The following is a 21,457-nucleotide window of genomic DNA, read 5'->3' as shown; positions in this document are numbered from 1 at the left end:
TGTACTCCTTGGGACTTCGTCGGTGTGACTTCGGTCGGTCCCGGAGGCGGGGATGCCACTCCCCCGCTTCCGGGGTGGATGGGTGCCGGCTGGTCAGACGGCCAGCACGTCGTGTCCGAGGCGGGCCAGCCGCATGGCCATGCGGGCGGCCGTCTGTCGGTCCTGGCCGGGCTGGGTGAAGGCTTCGATGCCCGGCTGCCAGGTGAAGGCCGCGCCCTCGATGGCGGCGCGGGTCTCGTCGTCGAGGTCGTCGGCGCACTCCGGGGCGACGACGAGGGCGCCGAGCCGGGTGTCAGTGGTCACCAGGAACATGGGTCCTCTTCTTGGCAGTAGGCGTAGGCCTGATCGGCTGCGGAATCCGCGTCGGGGGCGTCGAATTCCATTGCCCAGCGGGTGAATTCCTCTTCGCTGGTTTTGAGAATTACGACTTCGTCGGCGACGGGTCCGGGGATTACTCCAGCGATGAATAGGTCGCTCATGTCGACGTCCGAGCGCAGGCCGATGACGGTGAAAGTCTGAACAGCTGGGTTCTGCATTGGCTGTTCCCTCTCTGCTGAATTGCTCGGGGTGGCTGGCCCCCGGACGAGGGGCGGGGGCCAGCGCGTGACCTGTGATCAGGAGCAGGGACGGGGCATGAGGCCGACCGTGGCCATGTCCAGGTAGAGGTCGATCAGGGCGAGGGCCTGGGGGTGGCTGAGTCCGGCGGCGTTGCCGTCGGCGTCGGGGGTGCCGGTGAGGACGACGTCGCCGATGTACGGCAGCGGGGTGGGCCGGTAGAGCCCGATGAGGCCGTGGGCCGCCTTGTTGGGCTTCTCGCCGTACGCTGCGGCGTCCTCGTCGACCCACAGGGTCAGGGTGGTGGTGAGGTCGACCGGGCGGGCGGTGTCGCAGCACAGCGCGTGGCGTGGGTTGCTGACGGGGAGCCAGGCCAGCAGGCGGAAGATGCCGCTGGGCTGGATGATCAGGGCGAAGCGCTGGTCATCGCTGGCGGTGGTGGTGATCAGAGACATAGATGCCTTCCTGAACTGGGGTGTGAGTCTTCGGTGTTGGGGCCTTGCCACAGGACCGGCCAACAAGACAAATATACCGCACTAGCATCAGACTTTGCAGGAGTGGCACGATCTTTCTTTGGGGTATTTCGCCTGCCCAGAGCGGGTTTTGAGGCGCCTGGCCGGGGCACGTCGCGGGGCGTGTCGGGGCCCGTGGCGCGCAGCGTCGCGGGCAAGGGATTCGGCAGCGCGAAGCGAGGGAGCAAGGCGCGGAGCGCACTGGGACCGCCTGCCGCAACCCACAGCGCGTCAGCGCGCACAGCGCGCGGTCCGAGCGGGCGCTGTGCGGCCAGCCGGACACACGGCAAGGCGGCGCGCCCCGGCCGAGCGAGAACTCATGCTGCACCCCGCTCCACCGCGCCTGGACGACTGCTGCGCCCTTGCCCGGCTGCCTCCTGGGAGGCCGCGAGGCCGGCACCTGCGGCCTCCCCGTGGGCGCCGCGAGGATTTCCCTGCCGCCCCGGGTGCGAGGTCACGCCCGAAACGGCACGCGGGAATCAGCCCGTCAGCGTCGGCCGCGGACGGCGCGTACGACGTCGGCGACCGCACCCAACACCGCCGCACGATGCTCCGACGCAGTACCCCGCAGCGCAAACCGGGCGAGAAGCACTGCGGCCACCGCGACGACGGTCATGCTGGCCACAACCGCCAGCGGCCAGACAAGTACGGAATCCATCGGCGTTCTCCCTATCAGCCGCGCCCGCTCCAGCAGCAGGACCAGCCCCACCACAGCGCGCCAGCTCCGCAGGTGTCCGCACTATCCGGACACGCCGGACGCCTCTGAGGCATCCTGCTGGTGAGGGGCACGTCCGGAAGCGCGGCAACCGGACCGACCGGACAGCGTCCCGAGGGGGGAAGCAGGGCGCATGAATGCCGAAACACCCATCGACCACCCAGGCCGGGCCGCACTCGCCCAGGAGTTGCAAGACCTAGAAGCACGGGCAGGCTACGGCACCGGCGACCCGAAACGCTCCCGCAGGCAAGCCACACTGCAGGCCAACCACACCTGCACCCAGCGCCAACTCCCTATCCTGACAACCTCCACCGTGAGCGACTGGTTCACCAAAGGCCGCCCCCCACGCGAGTTCCTGTGCCTGTGGCACCTCGTCGAGATACTCCTCGACTGGGCGGGTCTTCCAGCCGCCGGCCCAAAACGCGCCGCGCAACAAGCCTGGTGGAAACAACTCTGGGAACAAGCCCGCCGACCAACGCCCGCTACCAAGCCGCCCACCACCGCATCACGGTCATTCGGGCAATCGATCGAGGACTGGGACCCACTGGTACTTGGAGTCCACCCTGCCGTCGATGTCCCCAGCCGCGCAGGAGACGGCCGACAGGGCAGATCGCATGCCCCAGCGGCGCCACTGCCGGGGTACGTGTGCCGTGCTCATGATGCAGAGCTAGCCGCTCTCGTTACTGCTGCCGTACGGGGGCACAGCAGCATGGCAGTCCTGGTGGGCTCCTCCTCAACAGGCAAGACCCGCGCCTGCTGGGAGGCAGTGCAGCCACTTGCACCCGCGAGGTGGCGACTGTGGCATCCCGTCGATCCCACATACTCTGAGGCAGCCCTCACTGCCCTCGCCCACGTTCCTCCCCGCACGGTGGTATGGCTGGACGAGACCCAGCTCTACCTCGGCGCCGGCCAAGGAATCGGCGAGCGCATCGCCGCTGCACTGCGCTCTCTGCTCACTGACCCGGTACGAGGTCCGGTTCTGGTCCTGGGCACCCTGTGGCCCGTATATGCCCGGGGCTATAGCGCCCTCCCCCAGCCGGGCACGGAGGACCGCCACCCGCAGGCACGGAAGCTCCTGGCCGGATGCCGAATTTCCCTGCCTGACAGCTTCGACGCGGCAGCCACTGCAGCCACTCGGACTCTGGCGGCCGCGGGCGACCGCCAGCTCGCACAGGCTCTGAAACGCGCCCATGACGGACGCCTGACGCAGTATCTGGCGGGAGCACCGGAACTGCTGCACCGTTACGAAATCAGCTCGCCGGCCGCACGCGCGTTACTGGACGCAGCCATGGACGCCCGCCGCCTCGGCGTAGGCCCCCACCTGCCCCTTCCATTCCTCAAACAGGCCGTCGAGAGCTACCTCGATAACAACGACCACGACGCCCTTTCCGACGATTGGCTCGACCAGGCCCTCGAAGAGCTCAGCAGACCGGTCCACGGAAACCTCGCTCCCCTCCGCCGCGTCCGCCACCGCATCACCCCCACAACCCCAGGCTCATCACCGGCCACACCCCCACAACCGGCCTACCGACTCGTCGACTACCTCGACCAACACGGCCGCCACCAACGGCGACTGCTCTGCCCACCCACCAGCTTCTGGCACGCCGCACACACCCACCTCACACACCCCGACGAACTGGTGGCTGTCGCAGATGCCGCTGGCAGGCGCCACCGCCTCCAATGGGCCCACCACCTCCGATACCGCGCCGCCGACTACGGAAATACCAGCTCGTCGTATGTCATGTGGGACGAGTGGGTCGGCAACGGTTTCTACGTCGGCCAGGACTTCATCTGGCTCAATCCTTGGGACACGGAAGGCGTCGACGCCGTGATCTCACAGGCCGGCAGCAGCGACCGCCCCTCCGAGCTCTACAGAGGAGCCTTGCGCCGGGAAAGGGCTGGGGACCGGCAGGGCGCCGAAACCTTCGCCCAACAGGCCGCCGACCGCAGCAACACCCGCGCCCTGCACCGCTTGGCCGTGATGCGGGAGGAGGCCGGAGACCGAAAGGGCGCCGAAACCCTCGCCCGGCAGGCCGCCGACCGCGGCAACCCCCTCGTCCTCTACCGCCTGGCCGTGATGCGGGAGGAGGCCGGAGACCGAAAGGGCGCCGAAACCCTCGCCCGGCAGGCCGCCGACCAGGGTGGCCTTAGAGAGTTCGACCTCCTGAAAAGACTATGGCCTCATGGCCTGGACCCGGATGGTACGCCCACGCACGACTGGCGGTGACCGAGCCGCGTCCTGCACTGGGGGATCACGCTGTCCCCGGCACGGCTGGTGGGACGACTACCTCTAGCTCCGGGCTGGCACGGAGCAGCCAGCCGGACGCGCGGGGCGGCGGTACGGCGCGCGGAACGGACCCCACCACTGGCCGACACGCACATCGGCGCGCCCCGGCCGGGAGAGAGCAGACGCTACGCCCGCTCTCACGCACCCGCACAACTGCTGCACCCCCATTGCCCCGCTGAACCCCGCAAGGCCGGCACCAGCACCCTCTACCAGGCGCTGCGAGGCTCCCCGCCACCCCCGGGTATGGGAGAAGTCGCGCCCGGCACGGCGTGCGCGGATCAGCCGGTCAGCTCGACCTCGGGCGCCCCGCTGCCAGGGGGGTCGAGTCCTTCGGCATCGAGGTCGAGATCGACGGTCACCACCTGGGGCGCGCTGGTGCTCGCCGTGGGTGACGGGGGCGTGCTACCAACAGCCCGCTACAGCCCCCGGCTAATGAGCGAGCGCAGGACTGGAACGCTCGAGCCGGCGCCTGTCACGCCAGCAAGCACCGCGGTTGCCACGGGGACACCCGTGAGCGCAGTCAACCCGCCGATGACGAGCCCGATGACGAGAGCCGTCAGCAGGACAACAGCGGCGTGCAATGACAAGAAGGGCGGCTCGGTTGGGGAGTCGCCTGTGGAGCCGGGATTCACCGGCGGCATCAGGTTCACGGCCCCAGACTGTCGCCAGTCGTGGCCCTGACCAGCACGGGTCAAACAGGTCTGGCGAACTCCGACCAAACACTGAACGGCGCGGGACTGCATCCACCGTGTTCGGTGCTGTTCGGAGGAGTTCGGTGCCGTTCACTGCCCGCGCACGTAATCTGCTGCCGATGACGCGAGGCGGGGGTGGGCATGACCCAGAACAAGGCGGACAGCAACGCCAGTTACCAGACGGCACTCCGTGAGATGGGAGAGGCCCTCACAGACCTGAAGCGACGCCGCGGTGTTCCTTCTTACGACCGCCTGCGCGCCCGAGGCACGAAACTGTTCGGCGAACAGTGCTCAAGTTCCAAGGCGACCATGAGCAATGTGTTCGGCGGACGCCAGTACCTCGCCCTGGACAAGCTCATGTGGTTGGTCCGAACCATGCTGTCCTACCAGGACGGCGAGGAAAGCAGCGCACCGACGCGCGATAACCCGATCCTGGAACCATGGCGTACGCGCTGGTACAACATCGACGCCCTGCGTACCGCCGCCCGCAGGCAACTCGCCGCGGCGCCATCAGCAGGACCAGCGGAGGACGGCGAGGCCTCCGCATCCACGTTGCCCAACAGCGAGGAACAAGCTCGAAACCCGTCACCCTCCTCGGTGGGAAAAGAGGCAGAACCGCCAGCGGGACGGCGGCAGTCCCGCGATACCCCCTTCGTCTCCATCAGGCGCCCGTTCAATCTCGACGCCCTCTCTACCGATGGCCGTAAGGATGTTGCGGCGCTGGCACTCTCGCCGGACGGCTGGGTTGCTGCTGTAGGCCCGGACCAGGTCATACAGCTGTGGGCCCCGAAAACCGCCACCGGTCCAGGCAGGCCTCTTGAAGGAGCTCGTGACGGAGCCGTAGCGATAGCGTTCTCACCGGAAGGACAGCTTCGCACCCTGTGCGACGGAAGAGTCCTCCGGGAATGGGATCCCGAAACCCACTTCCAAGTCACCGCATTCCTCATCGGCGACAAGGACGGCGGGGCTACATGCGGTGCGTTCTCACCGGACGGCCGGCTCCTCGCCACAGCTGAGGGCTACCGCGGGCTCGCACGGGTGTGGGACTTGGAAACCCGTGAGGCGCTCGACGTGTCATTCTCCTTCCCGTCCGTCACCGCGGTGGCGTTCTCACCGGACGGACTGCTCGCCACCGGCCATAGAGACGGAAGCATCCGGCAATGGGATCTGGAGACCCGTACCCAACACGGGGAACGCCTGGTCGTCGGTCTCACGCCAGACGAACCCGTCCGCGGCCTGGCGTTTTCGCCGGACGGGGTACTGCTTGTCACAAGAGACGAAAACGGGCTCGGACGGGTGTGGGACTTGGAAACCGGCAAGGCATTGGACGACCCGTTCCCCGGCGCCGCCGTCCCACCCGTCACTGCATCGGTGTTCTCACCGGATGGGCTACTCGCCACCGGTCACAGGGACGGAAGCATCCGGCTCTGGACGCAGCCAGCGGCCCCTCCGGTGCCGAGCGTTGCTCTGCCTCTTGCTGCCCGGGCGGCGCTGTACGGCATGCACCGCGGTCAACCCGTCGAGCTCGGAGCCCGGCTAAAACACGACAGCCCCGTCCTTGCCACTGCGTTCGCGCCGGACGGGCGTCTCGCCACAGGCGCATCGGACGGAACTGTGCAGCTGTGGGACCCAGTCACCCGAGCCGCGCTGTCCCCCCGGCTTCATCATCACGGACCCGCTCGCGTGGTGGCCTTCTCACCGGACGGAAAACACCTCGCCATCGCTGACGACTACGGCGTCCGCCTCTCGCCCTCGGCCGGCGACACCGACCGTGGCCCGTACCTCAATGGCAATCATGGACTCGTCCGAGCGGTGGCCTTCTCACCGGATGGACAGCACCTCGCCATCGGCGACGACAACCACGTGCAAATGTGGGATGTACGAGCCAGCGCCCCGCTCGGCAATCCTTCGGTGCATTCGGGTTTCCTCACGAACTGGTGGCCTTCTCGCCCGACGGGCAGCAGCTCGCCACATGCGGGCAAGACGGTGTCCAGCTGTGGGACCCTGTGAGCCGTTTCCCGCACGCATCGCTTCGCAGCGACATCGGATTGGTCGAGGCGGTGGCCTTCTCCCCGGACGGCCGGCTCCTCGTCGCCGCCGGCGAAATGGGCATCCATGTATGGGATGCCGCTCGTGCCTGGCTGGGAGGCCAACTGCCAGACGAGGATGGGCCGTTTCAGTCAGCCGTTTTCTCACCGGACGGCCGGCTCCTCGCCACCAACGGCGAAGACGGCATCCAGCTGTGGGACCCGGCGACCCGTGTACGGCTCGCCACACTTCGCAGCAAAAGCAGCCCTGCCCATTCGCCGGCATTCTCGCCGGATTCTTCCGTGCTTGCTGTGGCCACCGGCGATGAGGTCTTGCTGATCGCCTAGATCTGTGAGCCGCCGCGCACCGCAGGCCAGGGAGATGACCGGGGGCGAGGCCGAAGCCTGGAGGAGCCGGGGGCGGCGGGGGCGGGTCCTTCGGGGCTGCCGGGCCATGGTAAGCCCGGGTGCGGGGCCGCCCCGGGCCAAAACGCCCCTCCACAATCACCCGCCCGAGGAGGCATGGTTAGACACTCCAAGTAGCCCGCCAGGGCAAGGGGCGTCACGGCGCTGGCCCGGTCGACGGACATGGACTCCGAGCCACCGGGCGGGAGTTGAGGGTGTGGGCAGTCTGCGCAGGGTGGACGGCATGACAGAGGTTGAGGAGCGGGACGCTGCGCGGGCACTGGCCGCGCAGGCCCGGAACGTGGCGTGGGCGGCGGACGGCACGCCCTGGCAACGGTTCTTACGCGCGATCAGCGGCGGCAGATGGGGCCGGCAGCCCACCGGCTGGACGGTCACCCGACTCGATGCGCCCTGGCAGGATACTCCCTCCTCGGAGCGGCCCGGCTGGAGGGAGCGGGCGGCGAACCTCTCCGGCGATGTCGCCTTCGCCGTCGACTACACCGTCTGCGCCGCCTGCGGGCTCGGGTGGGTCGAGCAGCCGTACACGATGGAGAAGTACCAGCGGTGCGGGCTTGGCGCCGCAGGCCTGGAGGCGCTGCGCCTTGAGCACCCCGGTCTGTCCTGGCACACCCTGGGCGGCCATTTCCGGGACTCCCGTCCCTGGGCGGCGGTGGGCACGGGTGTGCCAGGCAACTACCAGCAACGTGATACCTGCCCGCATGTGCCCGAAGGGTGAGCCGCCCAGCCGGCGCGCCCAGCGGGGGCTCGCGGCTGGCTTCACTCCTCCGCCGGATGTCAGTGAGCGTCCCTGGCGATCCATCGGCCGACCGCGGTCCAGGTCGGCTCGGCGCCTCTCTCGGGTACGGCGCCCGTCAGACCGTCGAGATGATCGACGGCCTCGCGGGTGACGTAGCGGTCGGGATGGGGGGACTGCAGGTAGCGGCGCAGAAGGTCGCCGTCGAGGTCCTGGCGCTGGAGGTAGGCGGCGATCGTGCCGACCAGAAGATGGTTGTGGGCGAGGGCGTCGGTCAGGGCGTACAGGACCAGGCGCTGCCACTCGCCCATACCGTCCTCATGCAGGGTGCCCAGGCTCTGGGCGCGGGCGAGGTAGGCGTTGATCTGCCGGCAGTGGTAGGTGACGAGTGCCAGCAGTTCCGGCGGCACTCCTTGCATCGCAGGCCGAGGAGCAGGCGGCACGGTGCGTGCCGCGGAGGCAGGCAGCAGAGCATCGCGGATCTGCTGTAGGCCTTCCGTCTGTTGGGGTCCGCGGGGGAGCTCGCTACGCCGCTGGGAACGCCTGCGCGGATACGAGTCGGTCATGATGGATCCGTCTCCGGCCGGTCCCACGACCCGGCACTTCTGTGTGGCCGAGGCGCTGCGAATGACGCCGCGCGTCTAGGGCCTACCCGTTCGCACCAGACGTGGGCTGACGCGACACTCGACCGGGCACCGTCACAGCGCAATGAAGGCGGCACCACTCGTCAAACGAGCCGTGCTCGAGCGAAGTCACGAACCGATCCAGGCCCGTCACGAGAGCGGGCAGCGCCGGGACACCCGCTCTCCGGGGGGAGTGGCAGAGATCAGGACGCCCGGCAGCTGACCGGGCTATGCCGGTGCCGGGCCAGGTACGAAGGCCCGGGCGAGGTGGAGTGGGTCTGCGGCTGTGGCCAGACGGGCGAGGCGAGAGCGCTGCTCGCCGATGCCGCGGCATCCGTCCAACGCCCTCGTGGATCCCCCGGACGGCCCTAGATCCACATCTACTGCCTGGCACAGGGTGGAAGCCACCAAAACGATCAGGGATCCGTAGCAAGAAGGATGACCGTCGCTGCTGCTTCGGGCTCCTGACAGCAGCGCGATCAGACGGGAGCGCCTCTCAATGACTAGCGGACCGGACGAGCGCGGCACGCACCGCAAGCACGCACTCAGCGAACAGACCGAACTCGCACCCTACCGCCTTCTCGATGACGGTGAGGTGGGTCTGTCGTGGTGGCTCGTCCCTGGAGCGGACCGTTACGAGGTCACCGCACTCGACGGCGACGGGGCGGCAACGCCCCTGGGAATCACCGAGGACATCACCTTCGTGATCCCGCCGGAGTCGGTGAACGGCGCGACGAGCTACCGCGTCGTCGCTGTCTCCGGCGGTGAGGAGATCACACAACTCGAAATCAGCCCTTCTCCCATGGCTCCCGACAGTGAGCCCGCAGACATGAACGCGTACGTCAAGCAGCTTGCCGGCTGGCGCTCCATCGCCCCTCATGACCCGGACAAGATTGAACCGCATGGCCCTGAAGCGAAGTCGACCGAGAAGGCCGAGTCCGGCTACGTGGTCACAAAAACGCAGCGCTACGACATGACCAAAACCCCTGAGATCATCATGACGCGCGACCCGAACGCGGACATCCTGTGGCCCGGCGCTCTGGTCCAGGGGGCCGCAGCCGTGGAGGGCGGCCTCACCGAATGTGCGATCAAGGAACGCAAACCTATCCGCATCGGAATCACCTCACTGGGAGGAAACATCAAGTCCCAGCTGGTGGAAAACCCGAGCGGCTCACTTGTCGGCGACGCGATCCGCGCCATGACAGGGGATAGGGACGCCACCCCGGAGACAACGTTTTACCGTATGAGTGAAGCGTCCTCCGCCCGCTCGGCGTTGCTGGAGATGAACGCCTCAGCGAGCTACATGGGGTTCAAGAGCGAAGCCAGTGGAGAGTTCAAGAAGGAAGACAAGAGCACAACAATCTACGCGCTCTTCATCCAGCGGGCTTTCACGGTCACCTGCGACAATAACGGCCTGCCGGACCAGTGGTTCACGCCGGCACTGACGAACAAGAGACTCAGCGAATACCAGCCGCAGTACATCGATCAGGGAAACCCGCCGCTGTGGATCTCCGGCGTGTCCTACGGACGGAGTCTGATCTTCGCGTTTCACAGCAACTCCAGCACCCTGGACGCCAAGGCCGCGCTTCGTATGGGATACGACGGGGGCGCGTTCAGCGGGTCGGCCGAGCTGAAAGCGAAGTTGCAGCAGATCCTGGATACGTCCGAGGTCAGCATCATCGCACGCGGCGGTCCGAACAAGGACATCATGGCCCTGATCAGGGATAATTCGCTGAAGTCCTATTTCAGCGGTGACCTGAAGATGAACCAGTGTGTGCCGATCTCCTACACCCTCAAGTCCCTGGCCGACGCGTCCATCGCCAGTATGTCGGAGACGACCCAGTTCACCAAGGTCAGCCGCTCGCCCCTCGCCTTCACGTTCCAGCTCGATGCCACCAGCTTCGAAGGCCGGACTATCGCATTGGGCATGGAGATCGGGATTAGAGGCAACCTCAAAAAGACATGGACCAGGGACTTCGGCTCCAACCCGTTCGAAAATGGTTTTGAGGAGCAACTCGACATCTCTGGCCACAAGTTGACAGTTCGGGTCCCGGTGAACCCTGAAATGTTCCGACAGCGCAGGACGATCAACAGCAAGAGCTATTGCGAGCAACCTGACATTGCGCTCAGCGGTGATGTCTCTTACACCCTGACGATGCTGCAGCCGTCCGGGGACGACTGGCCCATGGTCTAGCTAGAAGGGGAGTCGTGGTGCGCGAGTGACGGAGACCGTGGCGGCGGCCGCGGTGCCGGGCCCGAACGGCGGGCCCGGCATCGGGCGGCGTGCCGCGTGCGGTCAGTCGCGCTCCAGCTCCAGGGCCACGAACTCCTCTTCGGTGCGGGCGGTGAAGCGCACCGAGACCGGGAGGGCAGGGGCGTCGAGGACGTACGCCTCGTCGAGGGTGATGTAGATCTGGATGCGGTCGGCCCGGAAGCCTCGGAAGCCCCCGCTCAGGCGGTCCATGGACTGCACGAAGACGGCGCCGTCGTCGCCGCCGGTGACGATGTCCTGGATCTCGATGGTGCGGATGGAGGGGGCCTCGTCCGCATCGGCGTACGCGATGGCGACGGCACGCTGCTCGTCCAAGGCACGCCCGAGGTCAGTGAGGGTGTCGGTGAGCGACTGGTGGGCGGTGTTCTTCATCGTGTCCAGCACGAAAGTCTCCCTGGGGATATGTCTGCCTTCGGTGGTGGGCTCTGCCACGAAACCCACAAGACAAAGATACCGCATTAACATCACACACGGGAGGGGAACACGCCTGTTTTCCAGGCGAATTGGCATGTCAACCGACACCGGCGACGCGAAGCGGCCCGAACACCGAGACGGTGTCCGGGCCGCTGGCCAAGGTTGTGTCGCGCGTTTCCTCGCCGACGGAGTTCAGCCCTGCAGGGTGCCTCCGGCCAGGTGGACGGTCTTGGGATGCCTGGTGCCGCGCCGGCCGTCGGTGAGCGCGGCCAGCAGCTCGGCGGGTTCGGGCTGCTGGTGCTCGCTGAGGTAGCGGATGCCGTCCCCCTCCGGCGGGGTACCGGTCTCCTTGCCGATCGGGTGCCGCTTGCTGACAGCAGTGCGCCAGCCGTAGCGCTCGTCCCACACGAGGGCGGGCGCGCCGGATCCGCTCAGCGCCACGGCCGCGGCGAGCACATCGCCCTCCAGGCGCTGCACCTGAACGTCCTGTGCCGCAGCCAGGCCCGCGCCGACCAGGACGTCAGCGACGCGCTGCAGGTAAGGCTGGACCTGCCGGGCGCGCAGCTCCGTGGCGGCGCTGGCAACGGCGGTGCGCTGCACCGAGGTCGGGTAGCCGAGACGGGTGGCGGCCTCCTCGGGGGTCAGGTCCGGTTCGATCTGCAGCAGGTCGGCGATCCGCTCCCCGCGCAGCCGGGGCAGGGCACGCGCGGCCGCGGCGTAGGACAGGCCGACGCGCTCCTGGACCGTTGCGAGGGTCACCGCCGGGTCCTCGTCGAGCAAGTCGCCGACCCTGGCGGCGATCTCGTCGCGCGGCACCATGTCCCCGCTGCCCTTGGGGCGGCCCTTGGGTCCGGCGTCTGCGCCAGCGTCCTTGCCGGTGCGGAAGGCCTGCACGATGCCGCGGGGGCAGTGCTCCACGCCCTTGACCGTGACGAGGTGGGGGGCGATCTGCGGGTGCGTCTTGTAGTTCTTGTCCCAGGTCTTGGGGCTGACGCCCAGCTCGGCGGCGGCCTCGTTACGGTCGAGGAGGTCCTGCTCGTCATCCTCCTGCGGCAGTTCGGGGACGGGACGGCCGGCCAGGTAGGCGGCGGTCTGCTCGCTGTCCCACAGTTTCACCCGCGCCCCGTCGGAGCTGATCAGGGGCGGGAAGTCCTCGTCGGCGTAGGGCTGCTTGTTGCGGAAGGTGCCGATCGTCACGCCCATGGCGGCCGCGAGCTCTTCGCTGTTCTGGGCGTACTTCCGGCGTCCGGCGCGGATCATCGCTCTCTCCTGGTCGGTTGTGCAGGGCGCCGGCGTCGGCGTTGCGAGGCGGGTTAGGCCGTGGGGGCGGGGGTGCCGGCGGCGGTGGCACGCCACTGGGTTTCGAGAGTGCGGACGGCGGTGCGGTATCGGTCCTGGGCGGTGTTGGTCCGCGCGTCCTGGGCTTCCTGCCGGGCCTCGAACAGCACGGGCTCATCCAGGAGTCGGCAGACCGGGTCGCCAGCAAGGCTCGCGCCGAGGTCCTCCAGGACTCGATCGTGGCGTACCTCGAGGCCGGCGCGGCAGCGCCGGCCTCGAGGTACGCCTTCGCACGGACCAGCAGGACGAAGGCCCCGACCACGCAGATGACGGGACGAGCGACACGGAGCAGGGACTCCATGGGCACAGAGCCGGTTGTCTCCGCGCGCCGCATAACGCGGCACGCGATCGCGCGGGGTGCAGCATGGAGGAACTCCTTGACGACGCTGATGACTTCGGGCCGGGTGCGCTTGCCACAACACACCCAACGAAAGAAAGTTACCGGACTTACGTCATGGCGGGCAAGGAGGCGTTCCTTGGGCCTGTCGCGCCGCTACACTCGAAGGACGGCGCAACCCGTGCGGGTCACTTCCTGTCCTGAGCGGTGTGTGTCTTCGGTTGGCCGGTGCCCTTGCCACCCGCTTCGGCGGATTGGGCGCCGGCCGCTTTCTTTGTCCGCGGCCGGCCGACTGTCCCTGCAGCGTGGGTGCCCCGCCGACGGGGGAACGACGGGGCAGGACCAGTGTCGCAGCCCGGGCCCCGTCCGGCGCGGTTTTCGCCGCACCGACTCTTCCAGGTGGCCGAGTCCGTGCGCTCGTTCAGCCGTTCTACTGCCGGCCGAGGAGGGTGGCGAGCTGGGTGCGCTGCTGCTCTTCCTCGGCCATGACCTCGGCGAGGATCTCTCGGTCGATGTAGCCGTCGACGGCCTCCATCACCAGGCGCTTGAGTTCGGCCGGTTCCAGTGCCTCGACCTCCCACTGGACGGGACGGTCGAGGTCGAAGCCGTAGCGGCGGGCGAACCCGGGCCAGCGAGGATCGTCCCTCTTCCCTTCCGCCGGCGGCAGCTGGTACTCGCGGACCTGGCCGTCCGTCAGCAGCACCCGCTCCACCCGTTCCCAGCAGTCGGTGCGCTCCACCCAGTCGCGTTCGATGTCGGACCCGCTGGCGTCGAAGTCACCGAGGTAGATCAGTGCCGCCGGCCGGGGATCGCTGCGCGCACGGTCACGCACGACATCGGCATAGCTCTGGCTGCCGAAGCCTCTCACCACCAGGACGGGGATGCCGTACTCGGCGAGCCACCCGGTCAGCAGCTGGCGCAGCGTGTCTTTCTCGGCCGCCACGTACAGCGCCCACTCCTGCCCGCGGGTGCGGTCCAGGCGGAACCACTCGGGCATGTCCGCCATGAACGCGGCCGCGTCCGGCCAGGCTGGCGGGACGTGGACTTCGCGGATCGTGTCGACGAGGTCCGGGAACAGCCCGTCGCGGCGGGCCTGGGCGAGCCGGGAGGACAACCTGCGGTAGGTCGGTGCGGTGTTCGGCAAGAGTCCTTCGGCGACCAGCCGGTACATGACCTGTCGTACGGTGACGCCGCCGTCGTAGCCGTCGACGATGTCGCGGGCCCGGTCGATGATGTCCTGCCACTTGATGCGCGCACTCATCCGGTACATGTACCAATCAACGCCGCCCCGTGGTCAACTCCGTTTCTCCGGGTGCTCGTTCCGCATCCCCAACGGTCTGCCGCCTCCGGCCCGGCCGTATGCGGGGCCCATGGCCCGGGCGTCGGCCGGCGAGCCCTGGCCCCCGCCTGGGGCGGGGCCAGGAGGACCGGCCTGTCAGCTCGCGAGCGGTACATGTACCGGTTCGGGGAGGCCTTCGTCCGAGGCCTGGGCGCCGGGCTCGGCGGAGTCCACGCGCATCCCCATCAAGACGGTGCCGGCCAGGCCGGTCCTGGCAACCGTTTGAAATCCGTCGGCGGTGCGGTGGCGCACGCTCCACACCGGGCCGGTCAGGGTCGGCCGCCAGGTGAGTTCGTAGCGGTGGCCTTCCTTGCTGATCACGTCCCACCATCCCCGCTGGGCGCGGGTGATGCGCTCCCCCGCCTCCACCTCGGGCGTGGCCGGGCCCGGGCCGTGGGCCGCCTCCACCCATGCGAGGTAGGCCTCGGTCGGGGCGATTCGGGCGCGCATGGTGTCCCCGCGGGTGCCGCGGCCCGTCCAGGCTCCGGTGACCGTCCAGCCGCGCTTTTCCACCAGGGCGGTGAGGGTGGCCCGTTCGACGGACAGCGGGGTGCGGTAACTCCCGCCGATGGTCTGCGGCCGCCAGCCGGGGTTCTCGTGTGTGGTGGCGCACGTCCCGCATACGAAGGCCAGCACCGCGTTCCCCGTGACCGGCGAGACGTAGAGTTCCGCGGCCACGGGACGGTGCTTCTCCTCCGCACGACGGGCAATGCCCAGGCGGTCTTCCTCGGTCAGCCGGACAGGGGCCTGCCGCCGCTCGCCCTGCAACCGGTAGGCCGCGCGCCGCCGTCGCTGCTCCACTCGGCGCCGCTCCGCTTCCAGGGCGGCGCTGCGACGCCGGTCGGCCCGGACGATCGCGTACACGTCGTCCAGGCCGACCCACCCGCCCAGGTCGACGTCGGCGCCGCCGAGGGTGTAGCGCACGGTGTAGGGCAGTACCGCGTCCGGCGCGTGATAGACGCGGTACTGGCGCCCCGCGCAGGTCAGTTCAGTGATGCGGCTGTTCGCGTCCGGTCCGGGCGTCCACTCGGGCGCAGCCGGACGGACGGCGTAGGGGTCGCCGTCTGCCGCCTGTTGGCCATGGCAAGGGTGGACACGCGGCTGCTCGACCCCGGGCACGGCGCCTCCCTCCCCCTCCCACGCGTCGACCATGCCCGGATCGCTCACGGTGTCCGCCGCCACCGGGCGGTCAGCCTCGCTCGCGTCCGCTGACTCGACGTGCCCGCGGCCCCACATCTGGACGGCAGCCCAGTTTCCGCCCGTCGCCGATGCAGACCAGCCGCACGAGCACTGGGCAACGGCCGTGTCCTCCAGCCGCGGGTCATAGCCTGCCCGGGGCGTTCCTCCGCCCGAGAAGACGGAGACGCGCACGATGTGCGTGGGCGGCTCCGGGTCGGTGGTGAGGTCCGAGGCTTGGACGAGCACGGGAGTGTGGTCGCCGTCGCACAGGATGTACGCCCGCCCGTAGGTGGAGTAACGCGCGAAGACGCCGCGCGCGGGGATGCCCGACGGCCCGTCATAGATCACCCGCTCCCCCCGGGTCAGCCGCACAGCCGGTACGGCCACGCCGGGGACGGCGCCGCCCTCGCCATCCCAGGTGTCGACGGTTCCCGGGTCGCTCACGACGTCGGGGCGTACCGGGGTGACGTCGACGGCCGGAGCGGTACATGTACCCATTTCCGGTGAGGGGTCGGTGCCGGCGGGCACAGCACCCCGTCCGGCGTCCGGTGCGCTGGGCCGGTCGACGCCGACGCACACCCCGCCCTCGTCCTCCCACACGTCCACGCTGCCCGGGTCGCTGAGCACGTCCGCCGGACGCGCCCCGTACGCCACGGCGACCGCCTTGCGCGCAGCCTCCGCGGCGCGGTGCATCTCGCCGACACCCGCGCCCGACTCCTCCGCCTCCTTGCGCGCTGCCCGCGCGGCCCGGACGACGGCACCGGCCGGAGCCTCGACCGGCGCCGGGCCCGCCTCGGGCAGACGGCGCCCGTGGGCCGTGTAGCAGTCGGCGCAGATGTGGAACCGGTGCCCCTCCCCGTCCGCAGTCCAGTACGTCGAGGCGTACAGCGCCACCCCGGTGCGGAAGCACCGGTGGCAGTACAGGCGCCCGGTAGCACGTGCCTTCTCCTCCGCCGGGCACATGCGCGGACCGTTCGCCGTCATCGCGGCCACGATGTCCACCCGCCCGCAACGGCGGCACGTGCCAGCGATCACCAAACCCTTTTCCTGGCAACGGTGGCAGTACTCGCCTACTACCCGCTCAGCCTCCGCCGGGGTGTCGGCCACGGGTGCCACGGTCGCCGTGTCAGCCTCCGCCGGAACTTCCGCCGGGGTGTCGTCGTACTCGCGCACGAACGCCCCGCCCTCGTTCTCCCACACGTCCATGTCGTCCACGCGCGGGGTGACCACATCGAACAATCCGTCAGCCGCGCACTCCGGGGCGATCACGGTCACGTCCGCGAGGTACCGCTGAACCGCCCCGTTGTCCGCCACCCCGTACGGCATGGACACGTGCGCGTATGCCCGCTTCCTACGCGACCCCGCGTAGAGCGGCACCGCCACCGCCTCATCACGACGTGCCCGACGGCCGTCAACGGTCGCCACGATGACGGCCGTAGCCTCCCCCTGGTCAGCGTTCCAGGCGCCACCCTGCACACGGGTCGCCCACACCTGTCCCGTAAACCGCACCCCGTCAACCATCCACGCGAGCATGGACCCCGGGGCGTAGTCCTTCGGCTCGAACGCCTTACGCGGTGCGGGCTTGCCCGACCACATCTGAACCTTCGCGGGCTTGAACATGGGGCGCCCGTCGGCACGCTTGACGATCTCCACGGAGAGTTCCCGTGCGCGCTTGTGGAACCCGTCGCGGGCTTCCTGGTGTGCCTCGTCCGGCACGGTGTGCAGCGTGAACCTGGCGCGCCCGTCCGCCGACTCGATGTTCAGTCGCGCGCCCCCACCCGTGACGTAAGCGCGACTGTGCGCCCCCGCACTGACCAGGGGACGGACATTGTCCGGGGTGCCTTCCGGGCACGTGTCCGGAGTCTGCGCGTGGTCCGACTCGCCGTTCAGGAAGTCGGCGCGGGTGTCCGCTGCGAGCCGCGACAGATGTCCCTTGGAGGCAACACGCCCGTTCGCGTCGACGACCTTCCAGCGCTTGACGGGCTTCGGTGCGCCGTAGGCGATACGGCCGACCGCTGACACGTCCGGGGTGACGTTGTACTCGGCCACGCTGTATGGGGCGCAGAACGGCGCCTCAGTCTCCGTCGGAGCGTCCGGGGTGGCGACGTCCGCGACAGGCGCCGGAGCGGACGCATTCTCCGTCACGGCGGCATTGTCCGCTGCCTTACGGGCGTGGTCTTCCGCGATGACCTCAGCAGCCGGAGGGAACGGCGTGGCCACGACTACGGGTGCGTTCGCGGTCATGGCCACGTCCGCCGACCATTCAATCCCGTGCTCAGAGCGCACCGCGTACGCCACATTGTGAGTTCCCGAACGGCCGTCGGAAACGATCGTGAATCCCTCACGGCTCACGGCGTCCGGGTTCAGAACGGCGCCACACGAACACTCGAAGCCGTACCCTCCGCGCGTTGCATAGCGAATCTGCTGACGGCAGATGCCCGCCTTACGCCCCCCGAACCGCGCTACCGCGTACCGGCCGTTGTGCCGCACGGGTTCCAGGATCACAAGCCCGTCGGGGCGCACGTCCGCGATGTTCTTCCGCGCGTACGTCGACACCGGCCCCCTCGTCTTGTAGCCCTCCCGCCCTGGGATGATCCAGCGTCCGTCAAGCGTCACCAGGCTGTACCGCTCCGTCGCGGGGCAGTACACGGAGTACGCAACCGCGCGACGCATCATGCTCCGCCCCTGCAGGTTCGGGTACAGGTCGGCATCCGAGGCGAGGATCGTCTGCGCGTCCGTAAGACCGTGCCCTTCCATGGCGTTGCGGGCGGGAGTGGTGATCATGATGGCGTTCGACATGCGGAGCTCTCCAGAGTCTGTGTGGATCTTCGGCGCGGCGGGGGTGCCACTCCCCCGCCGCCGGGGGGGGTGGGGAGCGGCGTGCGCCGCTCCCCGGGGGAGGCCTAGATCAGGTCTGCGATGCTCGTGAGGAGCGCTACTGCCTTGTCCTTGGTGAGCGGAACCGTGTCTCCGTCCGTGTCGGCGCCACCGGTCAGCAGGACGGGTCCGTGGTACTGCTGGTGGGTAAATCCGAATCGGATCGCGAGGAGCGTCGCGAGCTTGTTGACCGGGTGGTTGTAGAGACCCTCGTCGTCGAGCCACATGTCGAGTTGGTCAGTGAGCGCGACGACGTCAACGCGGTCGCAGCGGAGTACGGCTCGCATGACGATCAGCCGGTTGTCACCGTCCGGAAGGTCGATCGGAACGATGTCCGCCTCGGGGGTGATGAGCAGGGCGTCGGGCGTGTGACCCATGGATGTCTCCCGTTCTCTGGGGGGTGTCTTCGGATTCGGTCGGCTGCCACCGCCGACCAACAAGAGAAATATACCGCACTTTCATCATCGAATGGAAGGGGTTCCGGCGCTGTTTTCCAGGAATCTGCGCTGGTCAGCGGCTCGCTCGGCGTCACGCGCGTGAGCGCGCGCACCCGTCCGGCGGCACCCTGGGCGGGGCCGGCGTCGGCCCAGCGGGGCCCCGGTCGGCCGAGTGCCGGCGGGACGGCCGGACGGGCCGGGATGGACTGGACTCTGGGCTGGGCTGGCCTGTGCTGAACTGGGTCCTCTTCCTCCGACTTACGCGGAGAAAGAGGTGTCGTTGAGGGTGAGGGGCTTGCCCATGGGGGGTGAGCTGGGCGAACGCCGAGAGCACACGGAGGGGCGCTGCACCTCTCGGTGCACCTCACGGTGCAACGGTGGAGCCAACCGTCCAGCCAACGGTGGAGCCCACTAAGGAAGCAACTGCGCAGACCAGTTCGCCGGCCCGCCTCCTGCGGGCATGGATACGCGGCCACTACGACTGGTGCCGGTCCACGGCCCGCTTCAGCAACCCCCTCCCCGAAGGAGCTTGTTCCTGAGCAGCGGTGCCGCAGGGCTTGGGCCCACTGTCAGTGGCGGGCGGCAGGATGCTGGTCATGACAACACCTGCAGCACTGATCGTGGATGCCGCCGCCTACGCGCAGGCGGTCGAGGACGCCGTACGGGCGGCGGCCGCGTATTACGAGGGCGGCACCTCGCCTCTCGACGACGACACCTACGACCGGCTGGTGCGCGGAATCGCCGCATACGAGGCCGAACACCCCGAGCAGGTGCTGCCCGATTCCCCCAGCGGGAAGGTGGCCGGCGGCGCGGTGGAAGGCGATGTGCCGCACACGGTGCCGATGCTGAGCCTGGACAACGTGTTCTCGCCGGAGGAGTTCACCGCCTGGACGGAGTCCCTGGCCCGCCGGATCGGCCATGAAGTCACCCGCTTCCACGTGGGGCCGAAGCTGGACGGGCTCGCGGTCGCCGCCCGCTACACCGGTGGCCGCCTCACGCGGCTGATCACCCGTGGGGACGGGACAGCCGGGGAGGACGTCTCGCATGCGATCGGCACCATCGAGGGGCTGCCTGAGCAACTGGGCAAGCCGGTCACCGTGGAGGTGCGCGGCGAAGTTCTGATGACGACGGCCCAGTTCGAGTACGCCAACGAGGTGCGCACCGGTCACGGCGGGCAGCCGTTCGCGAACCCGCGCAATGCGGCGGCGGGCACTCTGCGGGCCAAGGAACGCCTCTACACGGTGCCGATGACGTTCTTCGGGTACGGCCTGTTGCCCCTGCCCGACACCGAGCACGCCCTGGCCGAGCGGCTGATCGCGTCCGCGCACAGTGACCTGATGGGCCTGGTGGCCGAGCTCGGCGTGCACACCAGCACCGGCGGCGCGGTCCCGGACACGCTCGCGGAGAACGTGGAGCAGGTCCTGGCCCGGGTGCAGAAGATCGCCGCGGTCCGCGCCGAGCTGCCGTTCGGCATCGACGGCATCGTCATCAAGGCCGACCTGGCTGCCGACCAGCAGGCCGCGGGATCCGGGTCGCGCGCGCCGCGGTGGGCGATCGCCTACAAGCTGCCGGCCGTGGAGAAGATCACGCGGCTGCTGGAGGTGGAGTGGAACGTCGGCCGGACCGGGATCATCGCGCCGCGCGGCGTGCTCGAGCCGGTCGTCATCGAGGGCTCGACGATCACTTATGCCACGTTGCACAATCCGGCCGACATCACCCGTCGCGATCTGCGTCTGGGCGACCAGGTCATGGTCCACCGGGCCGGTGACGTCATCCCCCGCATCGAGGCTCCGGTCGCCCACCTGCGCACCGGCGACGAACAGCCCATCGTCTTCCCGGAGTTCTGCCCGCGCTGTGGATCGGACATCGACAAGAGCGAGGAGCGCTGGCGGTGCGCGCAGGGCCGCAACTGCCACCTGGTTGCCTCCCTCTCGTATGCCGCCGGCCGCGATCAGCTCGACATCGAGGGCCTCGGCGCCACCCGGATCGTCCAGCTGGTCGACGCCGGCCTGGTCGCCGATCTCGCAGATGTGTTCACCCTCACCCGCGAGCAGCTGCTCGGCCTGGAGCGGATGGGCGAGGTCAGCACCGACAACCTGCTCGCCGCGATCGAGAAGGCCAAGCAGCAGCCGCTGTCGCGGGTGTTGTGCGCGCTCGGGGTGCGCGGCACCGGCCGGTCCATGTCCCGGCGGATCGCCCGCCACTTCGCCACCATGGACGCCATCCGTGCCGCCGACGTCGAGGCGATGCAGCAGGTCGAGGGCATCGGTGCGGAGAAGGCGCCCTCAATCGTCGCGGAACTCGCCGAGCTCGCCCCTCTGATCGACAAGCTCGCCGCCACGGGCGTCACCATGACCGAGCCGGGCGCCATCCCGCCGGCGGCGGCCGATGCTGCTCCCGGCGAGGAGGCACCCGCGGCCGCGGCGGACGGCGGCCCGCTGGCCGGGATGACGGTGGTCGTCACCGGCGCGATGACCGGGGCCCTGGAGAAGCTGTCCCGCAACGAGATGAACGAGCTCATCGAGCGGGCCGGCGGGCGCTCCTCGTCCAGCGTGTCCAAGAAGACGACGCTCGTCGTCGCGGGCGAGGGTGCGGGCTCCAAGCGTGCCAAGGCCGAACAGCTCGGCGTCCGCCTCGCTACCCCCGACGAGTTCGCCGCCTTGGTCGCCGACCACCTGATCTGAGCTGACGGTC

At 69.0% G+C, this 21,457-nt stretch carries 17 protein-coding genes; 6 read left to right on the top strand and 11 right to left on the bottom strand.

Features of this window, described 5'->3' with window-relative positions; genetic code table 11:
• Positions 1–93 precede the first annotated feature (93 nt).
• From ABD355_RS44370 to ABD355_RS44355, 4 genes are all read right to left on the bottom strand, one after another.
• Positions 94–312: a hypothetical protein gene (locus tag ABD355_RS44370; RefSeq protein WP_344407140.1), complete on the bottom strand. Its 219-nt coding sequence runs from the start codon at positions 310–312 to the stop codon at positions 94–96.
• Positions 300–536, bottom strand: coding sequence for a hypothetical protein (locus tag ABD355_RS44365; protein ID WP_344407138.1), 237 nt, complete (start codon positions 534–536; stop codon positions 300–302). The genes ABD355_RS44370 and ABD355_RS44365 overlap by 13 nt, the downstream gene beginning before the upstream one ends.
• Before the next feature lie 78 nt (positions 537–614).
• Entirely contained in the window at positions 615–1,010 is a 396-nt protein-coding gene (locus tag ABD355_RS44360; protein ID WP_344407137.1) for a DUF3846 domain-containing protein, read from the bottom strand.
• Between the two features lie 544 nt (positions 1,011–1,554).
• Positions 1,555–1,725, bottom strand: coding sequence for a hypothetical protein (locus tag ABD355_RS44355; RefSeq protein WP_344407136.1), 171 nt, complete (start codon positions 1,723–1,725; stop codon positions 1,555–1,557).
• Positions 1,726–2,491: 766 nt separating this feature from the next.
• Here ABD355_RS44355 and ABD355_RS44350 point away from each other — a divergent pair.
• The 4 genes from ABD355_RS44350 (at position 2,492) to ABD355_RS44335 (ending at position 7,929) form a co-directional block, all read left to right on the top strand.
• Positions 2,492–4,009 (top strand): SEL1-like repeat protein, encoded by a 1,518-nt coding sequence (locus ABD355_RS44350; protein WP_344407134.1) that lies wholly within the window; start codon positions 2,492–2,494, stop codon positions 4,007–4,009.
• Positions 4,010–4,902: 893 nt separating this feature from the next.
• Entirely contained in the window at positions 4,903–6,771 is a 1,869-nt protein-coding gene (locus ABD355_RS44345) for a WD40 repeat domain-containing protein (RefSeq protein ID WP_344407133.1), read from the top strand.
• Complete coding sequence (locus tag ABD355_RS44340) at positions 6,699–7,136, top strand: WD40 repeat domain-containing protein (protein ID WP_425585875.1); 438 nt, start codon at positions 6,699–6,701, stop codon at positions 7,134–7,136. Before ABD355_RS44345 ends, ABD355_RS44340 begins: the two co-directional genes overlap by 73 nt.
• A gap of 301 nt (positions 7,137–7,437) precedes the next feature.
• Complete coding sequence (locus ABD355_RS44335) at positions 7,438–7,929, top strand: hypothetical protein (RefSeq protein ID WP_344407131.1); 492 nt, start codon at positions 7,438–7,440, stop codon at positions 7,927–7,929.
• A 59-nt stretch (positions 7,930–7,988) separates the two neighbouring features.
• Here ABD355_RS44335 and ABD355_RS44330 read toward each other — a convergent pair whose 3' ends face one another.
• Positions 7,989–8,357, bottom strand: a complete 369-nt coding sequence (locus tag ABD355_RS44330; protein ID WP_344407129.1) for a hypothetical protein — start codon at positions 8,355–8,357, stop codon at positions 7,989–7,991.
• 712 nt (positions 8,358–9,069) lie between these two features.
• On the opposite strand from ABD355_RS44330, the gene ABD355_RS44325 reads away from it, so the two are divergent.
• Positions 9,070–10,764: a thiol-activated cytolysin family protein gene (locus ABD355_RS44325; RefSeq protein ID WP_344407128.1), complete on the top strand. Its 1,695-nt coding sequence runs from the start codon at positions 9,070–9,072 to the stop codon at positions 10,762–10,764.
• Positions 10,765–10,866: 102 nt separating this feature from the next.
• Here the strand turns inward: ABD355_RS44325 and ABD355_RS44320 are convergent, their stop codons facing one another.
• The 6 genes from ABD355_RS44320 to ABD355_RS44295 form a co-directional block, all read right to left on the bottom strand.
• Positions 10,867–11,226, bottom strand: coding sequence for a WYL domain-containing protein (locus ABD355_RS44320; protein ID WP_344407127.1), 360 nt, complete (start codon positions 11,224–11,226; stop codon positions 10,867–10,869).
• Between the two features lie 222 nt (positions 11,227–11,448).
• Positions 11,449–12,516 carry a DUF6292 family protein gene (locus ABD355_RS44315; protein ID WP_344407125.1) on the bottom strand — a complete coding sequence of 356 codons (1,068 nt, stop codon included), beginning with the start codon at positions 12,514–12,516 and terminating at the stop codon, positions 11,449–11,451.
• A gap of 53 nt (positions 12,517–12,569) precedes the next feature.
• A complete protein-coding gene (locus tag ABD355_RS44310; RefSeq protein WP_344407123.1) occupies positions 12,570–12,704 on the bottom strand; it encodes a hypothetical protein in 135 nt (44 codons plus the stop codon).
• 657 nt (positions 12,705–13,361) lie between these two features.
• Positions 13,362–14,192, bottom strand: coding sequence for a hypothetical protein (locus tag ABD355_RS44305; protein WP_344407122.1), 831 nt, complete (start codon positions 14,190–14,192; stop codon positions 13,362–13,364).
• A 174-nt stretch (positions 14,193–14,366) separates the two neighbouring features.
• The gene (locus ABD355_RS44300) at positions 14,367–18,248 is read right to left on the bottom strand and encodes a hypothetical protein (RefSeq protein ID WP_344407121.1); all 3,882 of its coding nucleotides are present in this window, start codon (positions 18,246–18,248) and stop codon (positions 14,367–14,369) included.
• A gap of 104 nt (positions 18,249–18,352) precedes the next feature.
• Positions 18,353–18,703 carry a DUF3846 domain-containing protein gene (locus tag ABD355_RS44295; protein ID WP_344407120.1) on the bottom strand — a complete coding sequence of 117 codons (351 nt, stop codon included), beginning with the start codon at positions 18,701–18,703 and terminating at the stop codon, positions 18,353–18,355.
• A 656-nt stretch (positions 18,704–19,359) separates the two neighbouring features.
• Between ABD355_RS44295 and ligA the strand changes: the two genes are divergently transcribed.
• On the top strand, positions 19,360–21,447 hold the full coding sequence (ligA, locus tag ABD355_RS44290) for an NAD-dependent DNA ligase LigA (protein ID WP_344407118.1): 2,088 nt from the start codon (positions 19,360–19,362) through the stop codon (positions 21,445–21,447).
• The last annotated feature ends 10 nt before the right edge of the window (positions 21,448–21,457 follow it).

Origin of the sequence: Streptomyces longisporus (assembly GCF_039532765.1) — a bacterium.
Classification (GTDB): domain Bacteria; phylum Actinomycetota; class Actinomycetes; order Streptomycetales; family Streptomycetaceae; genus Streptomyces; species Streptomyces longisporus.
The sequence above is the reverse complement of the archived record's forward strand: the minus strand, read 5'-3'. Positions and strand labels throughout refer to the sequence as shown.

What these genes read in the sequence shown, in the direction of transcription:
- ligA (WP_344407118.1), top strand. Translation starts at nt 19,360, where the DNA reads ATGACAACACCTGCAGCACTGATCGTGGATGCCGCCGCCTACGCGCAG.
- ABD355_RS44345 (WP_344407133.1), top strand. Translation starts at nt 4,903, where the DNA reads ATGACCCAGAACAAGGCGGACAGCAACGCCAGTTACCAGACGGCACTC.
- ABD355_RS44370 (WP_344407140.1), bottom strand. Translation starts at nt 312, where the DNA reads ATGTTCCTGGTGACCACTGACACCCGGCTCGGCGCCCTCGTCGTCGCC.
- ABD355_RS44355 (WP_344407136.1), bottom strand. Translation starts at nt 1,725, where the DNA reads ATGGATTCCGTACTTGTCTGGCCGCTGGCGGTTGTGGCCAGCATGACC.
- ABD355_RS44300 (WP_344407121.1), bottom strand. Translation starts at nt 18,248, where the DNA reads ATGTCGAACGCCATCATGATCACCACTCCCGCCCGCAACGCCATGGAA.
- ABD355_RS44295 (WP_344407120.1), bottom strand. Translation starts at nt 18,703, where the DNA reads ATGGGTCACACGCCCGACGCCCTGCTCATCACCCCCGAGGCGGACATC.
- ABD355_RS44305 (WP_344407122.1), bottom strand. Translation starts at nt 14,192, where the DNA reads ATGAGTGCGCGCATCAAGTGGCAGGACATCATCGACCGGGCCCGCGAC.
- ABD355_RS44365 (WP_344407138.1), bottom strand. Translation starts at nt 536, where the DNA reads ATGCAGAACCCAGCTGTTCAGACTTTCACCGTCATCGGCCTGCGCTCG.
- ABD355_RS44360 (WP_344407137.1), bottom strand. Translation starts at nt 1,010, where the DNA reads ATGTCTCTGATCACCACCACCGCCAGCGATGACCAGCGCTTCGCCCTG.
- ABD355_RS44325 (WP_344407128.1), top strand. Translation starts at nt 9,070, where the DNA reads ATGACTAGCGGACCGGACGAGCGCGGCACGCACCGCAAGCACGCACTC.
- ABD355_RS44315 (WP_344407125.1), bottom strand. Translation starts at nt 12,516, where the DNA reads ATGATCCGCGCCGGACGCCGGAAGTACGCCCAGAACAGCGAAGAGCTC.
- ABD355_RS44350 (WP_344407134.1), top strand. Translation starts at nt 2,492, where the DNA reads ATGGCAGTCCTGGTGGGCTCCTCCTCAACAGGCAAGACCCGCGCCTGC.
- ABD355_RS44335 (WP_344407131.1), top strand. Translation starts at nt 7,438, where the DNA reads ATGACAGAGGTTGAGGAGCGGGACGCTGCGCGGGCACTGGCCGCGCAG.